Source organism: Yersinia sp. 2542 StPb PI, from assembly GCF_048593855.1.
Classification (GTDB): domain Bacteria; phylum Pseudomonadota; class Gammaproteobacteria; order Enterobacterales; family Enterobacteriaceae; genus Yersinia; species Yersinia enterocolitica_E.
This window is the reverse complement of sequence record NZ_JAZGQA010000135.1, coordinates 1-12,197: the sequence shown is the minus strand read 5'-3', so window position 1 is coordinate 12,197 and position 12,197 is coordinate 1. Positions and strand designations below refer to the sequence as shown.

Sequence of the window (12,197 nt, the reverse complement as noted above, 5' to 3'; positions counted from 1 at the left end):
GGAAGTTGAATGTGAATAATATATATACAACACTATATTTTCTTCTGCTTATTAGCGGGTGTGATCAAAAACATGAAGAAAAGACCAGCAGGTATCAGGCGGAAGATTCTTTAGTCCAGCAGTCTCTGAATAATATGGTCGACATTAAAGGTGGCAGTTTTATGATGGGGGACTTTGGTCCTTTAATTGGAGAAAAGTCACCACTCACTGGAAATGACGATGATAAAGAACTTCATAAAGTTACGCTCAGCGACTTTTCAATGGGAAAATATAAAGTAACATTCAAAGAGTATGATGAATATTCTATCTTAAGCAAAAAAAACACACAATTTCTCCTTTGACATCGTGGTTAAAGTATTTTCCTAACGTTCGAGATAAAAATATGCCAGCGATAGTTAACTGGCAACAGGCAAGGGAATATTGTTTGTGGTTAGGAGAGCAATCAAATAAAAAAATAGATCTTCCGACTGAATCGCAATGGGAATATGCTGCACGGAATAGAGGGGGATATGTTATTTTCGCAACGAATAATGGAAAATATGAGCCAGGAAGTAATTTAGCCAACAGCGTTCAAAAATCAGAAATGTTAGTAGATTCTGGTTTTAGTTATCCTATCGGAAAATTTCCTCCTACTCCACTTGGTTTGTTTCATATGGCAGGTAATGGCGTAGACTGGATCAGTGACTGGTATGATGATAGCTATTATAATAATTCTCCTGAAATAAATCCTCAAGGTCCCGATAATGGTGTGTATAAGGTAATTCGAGGTTATCAAACTGGTGGTGGAGAGTTCACAAACCAAACGGTATACCGGCAGTTTTCGAAACCTGATCCTGATAATAAAGATAGTGGGATATTTCCTAAGTATAATTTCCGTTGTGTGGTAAATAAATAATAACCTCTGATTGTAAAACGTTAATATCCTCGCGATAGATTTTATAAAACAAGGATTCTCATGCCCAAAGGTTTCGTATTACTCGGCGATAAAACCACCCACGGTGGTTCTGTTATTTCTGCCTCCTCGACCATGGTTGTTAATGGCAAAAAAGTCGCACTGATTGGCGATGAAGTCAGTTGCCCGGTCATCGGGCATGGCACTAACCCCATCGTGGAAGGTTCGTCTGAATGGTCTTCAGACGGTAAAGCAGTCGTGGTGGATGGCTGCCATTGTCAGTGCGGTTGTCAGGTCATCTCCAGCGCATCGGATTGTGCAATAGGATAAATCATGGGCTGGGAACGTCAAAACCCCTTTACGACTGAGCAGCCTACACCGCCTTCGTCTGCGAGCTGGTTGCTCGGCGCGGTGCTGGCAGTTATCGCGAGTGTGTTGCTGTTTATTTTACATGCATCCGGCTCACTGAGTGTGTTGAATTCAATCAATATCTGGCTGCTTGCTTTGACGCCACTGGTGTTCTGGATACTGGTTTTCAGCCTGCGCGGCTACCTCTACGGACGTGAACTGGAACACTTTCAGTTCTTACAACATGAGGCCAGGCACGCGCAGCAGCAGTGGACAGACTGGGCGGAACGTTATCTGGCTGTGTCAGCAAGTTGTTTGCTGCTGCCTGACCATATCTCAGCGGCTTTGTTACAACAAAATGCCCTGGGGCTGACGCAACAACAGGGTCTGGTGCGCCGTATTGATTATTTGGCAGAAGACACACAGCTATCTCTGACGGCAATTAACGTGTTACTGAATGGAATCGAAAATGCACTTCTGGCTCTTCCTCAGGAATTATTACTTCAGGTCACACTATTAAGCGATGAACCGGAAGCAATCCGGCAGGATTTATACGCTCTGTTTGCTGGCTGCTGGCAGGAAAGATCCCCTGAACTTTCTGCTCCCTCATCGTTGAATATCACGGACCATTTATCCTTCCATACCCTTGATGAGCGACTTAAACAGCCTGAATCCACCCTCCAGCTGGTTCTGGTTATGCAACTGCAGGGGGGAGAGTGTTATTCCGACGGGTTGGCAGCATTACTGTTCACCAGTGACGATGTGGCACAAAAATATGCAATACCTCATTCCGTTCGGTTGCTGCGCCCTATGGCGCTGGATGTGAGCAATCTTGCAGAAGAGCTGACATTGTTTCTGACCACTCAGACGCAGGCGCGCCTGACCGCCAGTATTGTTGGTGACCACCAAAAATGGACGGCATCATCCGCCACGCTTATCCAAATCGGCAGCGCGCTGGGTACGGTCTGGCAGGCCGAAGATATTCAGACTATCGAAACATATTGCGGTATCCAGGGGCCTTTTTCCCCGTGGTTTACCCTTGCTCTGGGGGCTGACTTGGTCGGTATCGGGAAGCAATCATGGTTAGGGTTATCCACAACAGGAGCAGAAAATTTTGTCTATACCATCACATCAGGGAGTGGGGATGAGCGTGTTAAGTAGTATCTGGCGTGTTGGAGGACTGACAGTGCTACTGCTGGCGGCACTGAGTCTCATTGGCTGGGCTATCTGGCACCAGGGTGAAATGATAGGGCTCGATACGACCAACAAAAAAGTCGTGGTATTCCTGTTGGTCTGTTTGCTGGGTATGGCGCTACGTTTTGGCCCCGCCGTTCTCTGTTTAGTACGCCAATTAATGCACAGAAAAGAAGAGAAGCAGCAAAATATTCTGCCGGGCAGTGAAGAACGACTGCTCCAAACACCGCCCCGTCATGTCACGGTCGCTGAATTACAACAAGCCCTACACCATACCTACGGCCGCTTCTGGCCCCACAAAGTGCGCATCCTGCTACTCACCGGTAGTGCGGCTGATGTTGAACAACTCACCCCCGGCCTGACGTCGCAATACTGGCAGGAAGACCGTGGCACCGTGCTGTTGTGGGGCGGCGATCTGGGGGCGCAGGCCGATAGCGCCTGGCTGAGTGCCTTGCGTAAATTACGCGGACGTCCGCTGGATGGCGTGGTTTGGGTGACCTCAGCTTTAGCTCAACGCACTGCGCTGGGTCTGAAAGAATCTAAAACAACCCTCACCGCCGATATGATGGACAGCGTGGCGCAGGCGTTCGCGGCACGTTTTGAGCTGCTCGGCTGGCGGCTGCCGCTGTATGTCTGGTCACTGCATGCCGATGACGGGGCTGACCGCATCACGCAATCCGTCGGCTGTTTGTTGCCAGTAGGGTGTAACGCTGGCGAACTGAGTACACTGCTTGCCGGGTTGGTGCCGTCGCTGATTGAGCAGGGTACGCAACAGATTAGCAGCAACACCCAGCACCCATTTTTATTGCAACTGGCGGATCAGTTAGCGCGTCAGCCGGACTCTGTCGCTGGCCCCCTTGCTACGCTGCTGAATCCCTATCGACCTTCACCGTTGGCGGGGGTGATATTCAGCCCGGCGTCGATCAATGCAAAGCGCAGCGTGAAACACCACTGGGGCAAGGATAACCGCTGGGATGTGCTGATTGATTCACTGCCGTCATTGCCCGCAGGCTTAGCGGCGAAAAAGCTCGGATTTGCCTGGCGTAAAACGCTGGCGATGGCGATGGCGGGCATCATGGTGGTGTGGGGCGCGGGTATGGTGATGTCATTTCTGGTCAACCGCGACACGATTAATGCCAGTGAATCTCAGGTCAAACGGGCGGCTAACGTGCAGCAGCCTCTTCCGGCGCGTCTGCAAGCGCAGCTGGATCTGCAACACACATTAGGCAGATTGCAGTATCGCCAGCAACAGGGCGCACCGTGGTACAGCCGGTTTGGTCTGAGCCAGAATGATGCTTTGCTGGCCGTACTCTGGCCACATTATTGGGCCAGCGCCACCCCTCTGCTGCGCGATGCTGCCGCTCGTCACCTTGAAAAACAACTCAGCACCATGGCGCAACTGCCACCGGATTCTCCGCTGCGCGACACGCTGGTGAAACCCGCGTATGAGCAGTTAAAACTCTATTTGATGCTGGCGCGCCCCGAGAAAATGGATGCGCCATGGTTTAGTCAAACACTGCTGCGCGACTGGCCGCAGCGCAGTGGCGTGCCGGACAGTCTCTGGCAGGGCAGTGGTCCGGCGCTGCTGGATTTTTATGCCCGTAATCTTGCCCTGCACCCGGCCTGGCATCTGACGCCGGATGAGAGTCTGGTCAGTCAGGTGCGGACCCGGCTGATCCGTCAGATGGGGGCGCGTAACAGTGAATCTTCGCTCTATCAAAAGATGCTGGCTCAGGTGGCGCATCAGTATGCTGATCTGCGCCTGTCTGATATGACCGGCGATACCGAGGCTGAGCGGATCTTTACCACCGATGCCGTCGTGCCAGGCATGTTCACCCGTAAAGCCTGGGATGATGCGGTAAAACCGGCGATTGAAAAAGTGGCCAGTGAGCGTCGGGAAGAGATGGACTGGGTGCTGAGTGACAGTAAAAATACCGCGTTGCAGCAGGATTCTCCAGAAGCTCTTCAGGCACGTTTGAAGGCGCGCTATTTCGCTGACTTTTCCACCCGTTGGCTGGATTTTCTCAACAGTCTGCACTGGCAGCAGGCACAGACGCTATCGGACTCCATCGACCAGCTCACCCTGATGGCCGACGTGCGTCAGTCCCCTCTGGTGGCGTTAATGAACACCCTGAGCGTACAGGGGAAAACCGGGCAAACCGGTGAGGCGTTGTCTGACTCGTTGGTGAAATCGGCCAAAAATCTGTTAAACCGCGATGGGCAGCCCGCCATTGATCAGCAAGCGGGGGCACAGGGGCCGCTGGATGCCACTTTCGGTCCGGTACTGGCGCTGATGGACGGCAAGGCTGGCGGGCAGGGCAATACCCAGCTCAGCCTACAAACCTTCCTGACCCGCGTTACTCAGGTACGGCTTAAACTTCAGCAGGTGGTGAATGCCGCCGATCCTCAGGCCATGACTCAGACTCTGGCGCAGACGGTATTTCAGGGTAAAGCGGTCGATCTGACCGAAACCCGTGATTACGGCAGCCTGATTGCCGCCAGCCTCGGTCAGGAGTGGAGTGGACTTGGCCAGACGGTATTTGTCCAGCCGATGGAACAGGCGTGGCAGCAGGTATTAACGCCTGCGGCCCAGAGCCTGAATGCCCAGTGGCAGGCATCTATTGTCGATGACTGGAACAGTACCTTCGGCGGGCGTTATCCCTTAAAAGATACCAGCAGTGAAGTGTCACTCCCGCTGCTGGCACGTTATCTCAACAGCGACAGTGGCCGTATCGCCCGCTTCCTGCAAACTCGGTTGAATGGCGTGTTGCACAAAGAGGGCAGCCATTGGGTGCCGGACAGCATTAATGCTCAGGGGCTGACATTTAACCCAGCATTCCTGAAAGCCGTAGATCAGTTGAGTTATTTGTCTGATGTGGTGTTTGCCGATGGTGAAGCGGGCATCCGCTTTGAACTGCGCCCCGGAACCGCTAAAGATGTGATGCAAACTGATCTGGTGATCGACAGCCAGAAGCTCAGCTATTACAACCAGTTGCCAGTGTGGAAACGTCTCACCTGGCCCCATGATACCGAAGCACCGGGTGCCAGCCTGAGCTGGATAAGTACGCAGGCCGGTACCCGGCAGTTTGCTGATCTCTCTGGGGCCTGGGGGTGGATCCGTTTACTGGACAAGGCTCAGGTCACACCGTATCAGGGGGTCAACAGCAGCTTTAATCTTACTTGGAAAGCGCCAGATGGCAGGCCGCTGAATTACACCCTACGAACCGAGGCCGGAGAAGGTCCGCTGGCGTTACTGAAACTGCGTAATTTTGTTTTACCGACGCAAATATTCAGCGTGGACGCCACCGGTGGCGCTCAGAAAACGGATACCGCAACAGAAGAGGGATACTGATGGCTACGTTGCACACCTTACTCAGCGCCTGCCATGCCGAACCGCAGGCGCTTTCGCAACCGGTACAGCAGCAGGTCTTGCTCTGGGAAAAATGGTTGGTTCCCATTGCCCCGGACTCACCGGTGGGTGATGACCCCGGTTATGACGATGACTTCCAGCAGATGCGTGAAGAGGTGAACAAACTGTCCGGCGCAGACACCGGTTTGGTCTGTGCACTGGCAGAGAAGCTGTTGACCGGGGTGAGCAAGGATGTGCGCATCGCGACCTACTATATCTGGGCGCGGCTGCACATCGATGGCGAAAGCGGGCTAGCGGATGGTCTGGCCCTGCTAGCTGGATTGATCCAACGTTTTGGTGATGCACTGCATCCGCAACGTGGCAACAGCCGCAAACTGGCACTGGAATGGTTGGCAGGTAGCCGGGTGCTAGATAGCCTGTCACTGTACCCAGAAGTTACAAAAGCTGACTTTGAACGCATTGTGGGTGCATTGGTGTTAACCGAGGAAAGTGTTGGTGGTTGGGATGAATCCACCCGCCCTCAGCTCGCTGCCCTTTACGCGGCATTGGAAAACCGGCTAATGCAGTCCGGCGGCCCTGATGCCGTTATCCCCCAAAACAGCAGTCTCCCTCGTCACGCTGCACCTAATACTCCGGCGTTGAAGGCCGTCACCTCCGGGCGTGATTTGCTCGATCAGGCAAAACTGCTGGCGGGTTTTTTGCGCGACCAGCCGAACGGCTGGTTGTCGGGCCATCATCTGATGAAAAGCATTCGTCTGGACACACTGCATGAACTGCCGCCGCTGGCTGCTGATGGATGTACCCGTCTGGCTCCGCCGAAGCTGGAGAACCGCGCACTGCTGAAACGCCTTTATCTGCAACAAAGCTGGCTGGAGCTGCTCGAGCAAACTGACATCCTGTTTGCTCAGGGCGTCAATCACTTGTGGCTGGATCTCCAGTGGTATACCCATCAGGCACTGATCAAAACAGGTGGGCCGCACGAACGCTGGGCTGACATCATTAAGCAGGATTTGAATGGCCTACTGACCCGCTTGCCGGGGCTCGAAGGTCTGGCATTCAGTGATGGTACGCCTTTTGCTGATGAGGTGTCCTTGCACTGGATAAACCAGCACGTCATGGCCGCCGAAAGTTGGGGCAGTGAATCTGCCGCCTCTGCCAGCACGGCGGGTGATGACGATATTTTGCAACTGGAGCCGGAAGCGCTGGCGCAGGCGGATAGCGAAGGTGTGGAAGCGGCGCTGAACTGGTTGCAGAACCGTCCAGGTGCCCGCACGCCACGCCATCAGTGGCTGATCCGGCTGCTGATGGCACGGGTCGCCGAGCAGTATGGCAAAAATGACATGGCGCTGCATTTACTGGGTGAACTGGAGGGGAATGCTGCCCGGATGACGCTCACCCAATGGGAGCCGGAGTTGCTGTTTGAAGTGAAAGCCCGTCGCCTGAAATTACTGCGCATGAAAGCCAGCCGGACAGAGTCGGACAAATCACGCCTGCATAGCGAGATGGAAAACCTGCTCGCTGGATTAGTTGCCCTCGACCCGGCACGGGCTGCGGTGCTGTGTGGTTAATCGATAACCCTCTCCTGATAAAAAGAAAACGATGAAAGACCTTACCCTGCGTTATTACGACGCCGAAATGCGCTATTTGCGTGATGCGGCGAAAGAGTTTGCCCAAACTCACCCTGACCGGGCAGCTATGTTAGATCTGGATAAGCCTGGTACGCCTGACCCTTACGTGGAACGCCTGTTTGAAGGTTTTGCCTTCTCCATGGGGCGATTGCGCGAAAAGATTGATGACGACCTGCCGGAGTTTACCGAAGGGCTGGTGAGCATGTTGTGGCCGCACTATCTGCGCACCATTCCTTCGCTCTCCATTGTCTCGCTGACCCCGGATGTTCCGGCGATGAAAATGGCCGAAACCGTGCCCATCGGTATGGAAATCTATTCCCGCCCCATCGGGCCGAAAAATACTGTCTGCCAGTACCGTACCACCCGAGAGATGGTACTCAACCCGCTCGCCGTCTCAACCGTGGTGATGGCAACCGAACCAGACGGCCGTTCGGTGCTGCGCCTGCGACTGGCATGTAGCCCGCAAGCTGACTGGTCGCAGGTGGACTTACGTCGCTTGTGTTTTTATCTGGCGGGAGAGGCGGCGGTCAGCAGTGCGTTACATCTGGCACTGACTCGGCGTCAGGCTGCGCTTTATTTGCGGCTGCCCAATCAGGCTGAGCGGATAAAACTGGATGGTTGGTTTTCCCCCGGTGGCTTTGCAGACCACGATCTGCTGTGGCCCAAAGGCGACAGCGCATTTAGCGGCTATCAGCTATTGCTGGAATATTTCACCTTCCGCGAGAAGTTTATGTTCGTGCATCTGAACGGGCTGGAAACCGTGACGCTGCCAGCGGGCATTACCTGGTTTGATATCGAGGTGGTGTTTGATTGCCAGTGGCAAAGTGATCTGCCGGTCAGGAATGACGCGCTTAACCTGCATTGTGTACCGGTGATTAATCTGTTCTCGCTGGAAGCGGATCCGCTGACCATCAATGGACTGGAAAGTGAGTATATGCTGCGCCCGCGCCGCTTGCAGGATGGGCACACCGAAATTTACTCCGTCGACGCCGTGACCGGTTCGCAGCGAACATCCGATGCCACCTATGTTCCTTTTACCAGTTTTCGCCATCGCGGCGGAATGCAGCGACGTCATGCACCGGAACGCTATTTCCATACCCGGGTGAAACGGGGGGTGACCGGGCTGCACGATACCTGGTTGATCCTCGGCGGCCAGCAGTGGGAAGCGGACCGATTGTTTACCCGCGAAGCGGTGTCGCTGAAAATTACCGGTACCAATGGTCAGCTACCGCGTAAAGCATTGCAAAGCACACTGTTGGATCGCTGCGAAGCAGTGTTACAGACGCCGCTGAAAGTGCGCAATCTTTGCAAACCGACGCTGCCGTCTTATCCCCCGGCGGAAGATCACTTCCAGTGGCGAGTATTGAGCCATCTGGGTTCAAGCTATCTCAACCTGATGAGCAGCGCACAAGTGCTGCGTGGGACGCTGGAGCTGTACAACTGGCAGGGGGATGAACTCAATAATCGCCGTCTTGATGCCATTCAACAGGTGCAGCACCACCAGACTCAGCGTTTTGAAAAGGGTTTCCTGTTGCGGGGTATCGACATTGAAGTGACGTTAGATGGCAACGGTTTTACCGGTGAAGGCGACATTCACCTGTTCGGCGAGATGCTTAACCGTTTCTTTGCCCTTTACGCTGACATCCATTTGTTCAATCAGCTCACCCTTATCGTTCAGCCTGCCGGGAAATGTATCCGATGGAAAGAGAATCACAATCAGCGCCTGCCCGGCTAATCGAACAACTGTGGGATAAATTGCCGTATACCCAGTTTTATCGCTTCTGTCAGTTACTGGAGCAAAGCCAGCCAGAGGCTCCCCCGTTGGGCAGCCATTGGCAGGTCAGGCACGATCCGGTGCGTTTTCGCCCCCATCCGGGCATGGGGTTTCCGGCCAGTGAATTTAAACGGGTGGAAATACCCGCGCATGCACACCTGCCGCCGACCATCCGCACTACCTTTATGGGGCTGTATGGTGTGGAGTCGCCGCTGCCTACCGCGTATATCGACGATATTACCCAGCGCAGGGAGGGGTATGAGGCGGTCAGCGACTTTCTGGATATCTTCAATCACCGACTGATCACGCAGTACTACCGCATCTGGCGTAAGTACTCTTATCCGGCCAGCTTTTCTCCCGGCGGTATGGATAAAACGTCTAAGTACCTGTTGAGCCTCTGTGGTCTGGGTATTGAGGGGTGTGCACAGAATATCGCCACACCGGTATCCCGCTTTCTGGCGCTAATCGGCATGATGCGCCTGCCCACGCGGACCAGTGAAGGCATTATTGCGCTGGTTCAGTTGCTGGCACCGGAAACCGATGCCCGTGTGATAGCCCATGACCGCTGCCGTATCCCCTTGCGCAATCCACTGGCCCTGAGCGCACGTCACCCCGTCAGCATGAGTAACAGCCCGGTAATGGGCAGTCACGCGGTGGATGTTAACAGTCAGGTATTACTGCAATTGAAGACGGATAACCCCGATGAAGCCCGCGAGTGGTTGCCCGGCGGGCAATTACACACGGATTTGATGGCGTTATTGCAGGTGTATCTGGGGTCGCGACTGCATGTGCGTTTACAACTGTCGGTGTTACGCGCGTTACTGCCTGATGCGCAACTCTCCTGCCAGCCGAAAAGCACCGGTATTCTGTTAGGCAGAACCGCCGTAATGCGGACACAGCACGTCGCATCAACCGCACCAGCCAACACTGAAATGATCACAATTAATCTGGGCCGCTATCAGCGTGTTCAGGAAAATCTTCACCGAAGGGACACCGATGAATATGGCGATTACCGCTGGTAAAACACCTTTTGCATTACTGATGCTGGTCCTGATATCCACCCTGAGCGGATGTGGACTGACCCAGAAAGTGAGTGACGGCACCGTCGCCGTGACAAAATCCATTTTTTATAAGCAGGTGAAAATACTGCATCTGGATATACAGGCGCGGGATGCGGTAAACAACAACGCGGCCGGGGCCCCGCTGGCCACGGTGGTGCGCATCTATCAGCTACAGGACCGCAAAACGTTTGATGGCACCGATTATCCTTCTTTATTTGCCGAGGACAGCCAGGCCATTAAAGCCGATTTACTTGCTGAAAAAGATATCCGTATTCGTCCGGGGGCTGCGGTGTCCATTGATATGCCGCTGGACGAAAAAGCGCAGTATGTGGCGGTTGCAGCTATGTTTCTGGCACCCGATATCGCTAACAACACCTGGCGAGTGGTGTTGAACCGTGACGACCTCGACCCCGATAAGGCTCGTCAGATTGAACTGAATAATCATGGGATGACACTTTTACCCTTGAAGGATAAGTAATATGCCCCAGCCTTCTCTCTATGAAATGCTGTTCGGCAACGTAGCGGGTGAGCTTGACCTTCATCAGGTGAGCGAAACCAATCAGGTCGTCCTGTCGGTGCTCGACAATATGCAGCGTATTCTTAACTGCCGCGCCGGTACGCTCAGTCATCTGCCGGATTACGGCCTGCCGGACATGAGCAAAATCCTGCAAGGGATGCCCGGCACCGCCCATTCACTGCTGACCACGCTCTCTGACACCTTGCTGAAATATGAGCCACGGTTGAAAAGTCTCAAGGTGGTGGTGCTACCGCAATCCACCCCGGGGCATTTGGAATATGGCATTGATGCCGAGCTAAAAGAGTTCGGGCTGGTGCACTTTGGCACCGCGTTTATGCCGGAAGGGCGAGTGTTGATACGCCATCTTAAACAACAACACTACCTCAATCCGGGTGAGTCATATTGAGCGCTTGTGAATTTAGTATTTTTTAGTGCGTGTAAACATATTATTTTTTAATGGAACAGGTGGGAAGTCATTCTTTCGCCTGCGTTGTAATAAAAAAAGGTGTTTTTAAATGTTGAAAAATAGTTTTTTATTGTCCTCTGTTTTATTTATTTCGTTAAATGCTCACGCGGGTTTCTTTGGCGGTGATGACTTTAAATGTGGACGAGAAGATGCTGTGAAGGCATTGCAGGATTATATTAAGAGTGGAGCAGGGGGACAGTTGCAAAGTAATTATATTACAGATGCTGCACGTTTCTACGGCAAAGACCTTCAGGTATTTCAGGATAAACTCAACGGCATCAGTATTAACGCATCCAATGTATCAACCGCAGGTAATACGGGCAGTGAACTGAACTGTAAGGCAACAATTGTCGTTAATTTACCGGCCGAAACACTTGAAGTCGTGAAAGATAATCCGGTTTATCTGTCCCTGCTGGTGAGCAATGGCGGAACGCTTAATCAAGGCAGCATTGTATGGAATGACTATGCCTATAGTGTCAAACTAGCAGATAATAAAAAAGATATTTCTGTCAGTCGTGTCGAAAATATTATGAAAGCGTTATATCAAACGACGGTTCTCGCCGTAACGAAAGATGACATTATTAGTAGTAATTATAGTGCTAAATTGGATAAAGCTAAAAGGGACTATATGGGCCAGGACGCTTATCTGAATGATGTCTGGAAAAGATTGCCGGACGCGATCAGGTCATCCATGAAAAAAGAGCAGGTTGCTTGGGTGAATGAAAAAGCGCTTAAATGTGGAAAACTTTCTGATGCGGATTCAGCGGCAACACCTTTCCAGAATAGAATTAAAATCTACCAGTGTCAGACAAAAATGACTCAGTAGCGTATCGCCTTTCTCGGTGGGGGCAGGGATTACGATTAATGACTGATTATTAATGGTCAATCTGCGCCCGAAAATTCGGGCGTACATCTCAGTTTCTTGCTCGATATTAATATGGGGTTAG

11 protein-coding genes are annotated in these 12,197 nt (G+C 52.7%); all 11 read left to right on the top strand.

Annotation, left to right across the window (positions count from 1 at the left end; all coding sequences use genetic code 11):
* On the top strand, nucleotides 1–341 hold a 341-nt coding region (locus tag V1952_RS15465), incomplete at its 5' end, for an SUMF1/EgtB/PvdO family nonheme iron enzyme (RefSeq protein ID WP_420075059.1).
* Nucleotides 342–382: 41 nt separating this feature from the next.
* Nucleotides 383–895 (top strand): formylglycine-generating enzyme family protein, encoded by a 513-nt coding sequence (locus V1952_RS15460; RefSeq protein ID WP_420075058.1) that lies wholly within the window; start codon nucleotides 383–385, stop codon nucleotides 893–895.
* Between the two features lie 60 nt (nucleotides 896–955).
* Entirely contained in the window at nucleotides 956–1,222 is a 267-nt protein-coding gene (locus tag V1952_RS15455) for a PAAR domain-containing protein (RefSeq protein WP_420075057.1), read from the top strand.
* A gap of 3 nt (nucleotides 1,223–1,225) precedes the next feature.
* Nucleotides 1,226–2,401, top strand: a complete 1,176-nt coding sequence (locus tag V1952_RS15450; protein WP_420075056.1) for a type VI secretion protein — start codon at nucleotides 1,226–1,228, stop codon at nucleotides 2,399–2,401.
* Nucleotides 2,385–5,786 (top strand): ImcF-related family protein, encoded by a 3,402-nt coding sequence (locus tag V1952_RS15445; RefSeq protein WP_420075055.1) that lies wholly within the window; start codon nucleotides 2,385–2,387, stop codon nucleotides 5,784–5,786. Before V1952_RS15450 ends, V1952_RS15445 begins: the two co-directional genes overlap by 17 nt.
* A complete protein-coding gene (gene tssA, locus V1952_RS15440) occupies nucleotides 5,786–7,372 on the top strand; it encodes a type VI secretion system protein TssA (RefSeq protein ID WP_420075054.1) in 1,587 nt (528 codons plus the stop codon). Before V1952_RS15445 ends, tssA begins: the two co-directional genes overlap by 1 nt.
* A gap of 31 nt (nucleotides 7,373–7,403) precedes the next feature.
* Entirely contained in the window at nucleotides 7,404–9,167 is a 1,764-nt protein-coding gene (gene tssF, locus V1952_RS15435) for a type VI secretion system baseplate subunit TssF (RefSeq protein ID WP_420075053.1), read from the top strand.
* Nucleotides 9,122–10,228: a type VI secretion system baseplate subunit TssG gene (tssG, locus tag V1952_RS15430; protein WP_420075052.1), complete on the top strand. Its 1,107-nt coding sequence runs from the start codon at nucleotides 9,122–9,124 to the stop codon at nucleotides 10,226–10,228. Before tssF ends, tssG begins: the two co-directional genes overlap by 46 nt.
* Complete coding sequence (gene tssJ, locus V1952_RS15425) at nucleotides 10,209–10,745, top strand: type VI secretion system lipoprotein TssJ (protein ID WP_420075060.1); 537 nt, start codon at nucleotides 10,209–10,211, stop codon at nucleotides 10,743–10,745. The genes tssG and tssJ overlap by 20 nt, the downstream gene beginning before the upstream one ends.
* 1 nt (nucleotide 10,746) lies before the next feature.
* Complete coding sequence (gene tssE / locus V1952_RS15420) at nucleotides 10,747–11,190, top strand: type VI secretion system baseplate subunit TssE (protein WP_420075051.1); 444 nt, start codon at nucleotides 10,747–10,749, stop codon at nucleotides 11,188–11,190.
* A 109-nt stretch (nucleotides 11,191–11,299) separates the two neighbouring features.
* Entirely contained in the window at nucleotides 11,300–12,076 is a 777-nt protein-coding gene (locus tag V1952_RS15415) for a DUF1311 domain-containing protein (protein ID WP_420075050.1), read from the top strand.
* Nucleotides 12,077–12,197 lie beyond the last annotated feature (121 nt).

What these genes read in the sequence shown, in the direction of transcription:
- V1952_RS15460 (WP_420075058.1), top strand. Translation starts at nt 383, where the DNA reads ATGCCAGCGATAGTTAACTGGCAACAGGCAAGGGAATATTGTTTGTGG.
- V1952_RS15455 (WP_420075057.1), top strand. Translation starts at nt 956, where the DNA reads ATGCCCAAAGGTTTCGTATTACTCGGCGATAAAACCACCCACGGTGGT.
- V1952_RS15450 (WP_420075056.1), top strand. Translation starts at nt 1,226, where the DNA reads ATGGGCTGGGAACGTCAAAACCCCTTTACGACTGAGCAGCCTACACCG.
- V1952_RS15445 (WP_420075055.1), top strand. Translation starts at nt 2,385, where the DNA reads ATGAGCGTGTTAAGTAGTATCTGGCGTGTTGGAGGACTGACAGTGCTA.
- tssA (WP_420075054.1), top strand. Translation starts at nt 5,786, where the DNA reads ATGGCTACGTTGCACACCTTACTCAGCGCCTGCCATGCCGAACCGCAG.
- tssF (WP_420075053.1), top strand. Translation starts at nt 7,404, where the DNA reads ATGAAAGACCTTACCCTGCGTTATTACGACGCCGAAATGCGCTATTTG.
- tssG (WP_420075052.1), top strand. Translation starts at nt 9,122, where the DNA reads ATGTATCCGATGGAAAGAGAATCACAATCAGCGCCTGCCCGGCTAATC.
- tssJ (WP_420075060.1), top strand. Translation starts at nt 10,209, where the DNA reads ATGGCGATTACCGCTGGTAAAACACCTTTTGCATTACTGATGCTGGTC.
- tssE (WP_420075051.1), top strand. Translation starts at nt 10,747, where the DNA reads ATGCCCCAGCCTTCTCTCTATGAAATGCTGTTCGGCAACGTAGCGGGT.
- V1952_RS15415 (WP_420075050.1), top strand. Translation starts at nt 11,300, where the DNA reads ATGTTGAAAAATAGTTTTTTATTGTCCTCTGTTTTATTTATTTCGTTA.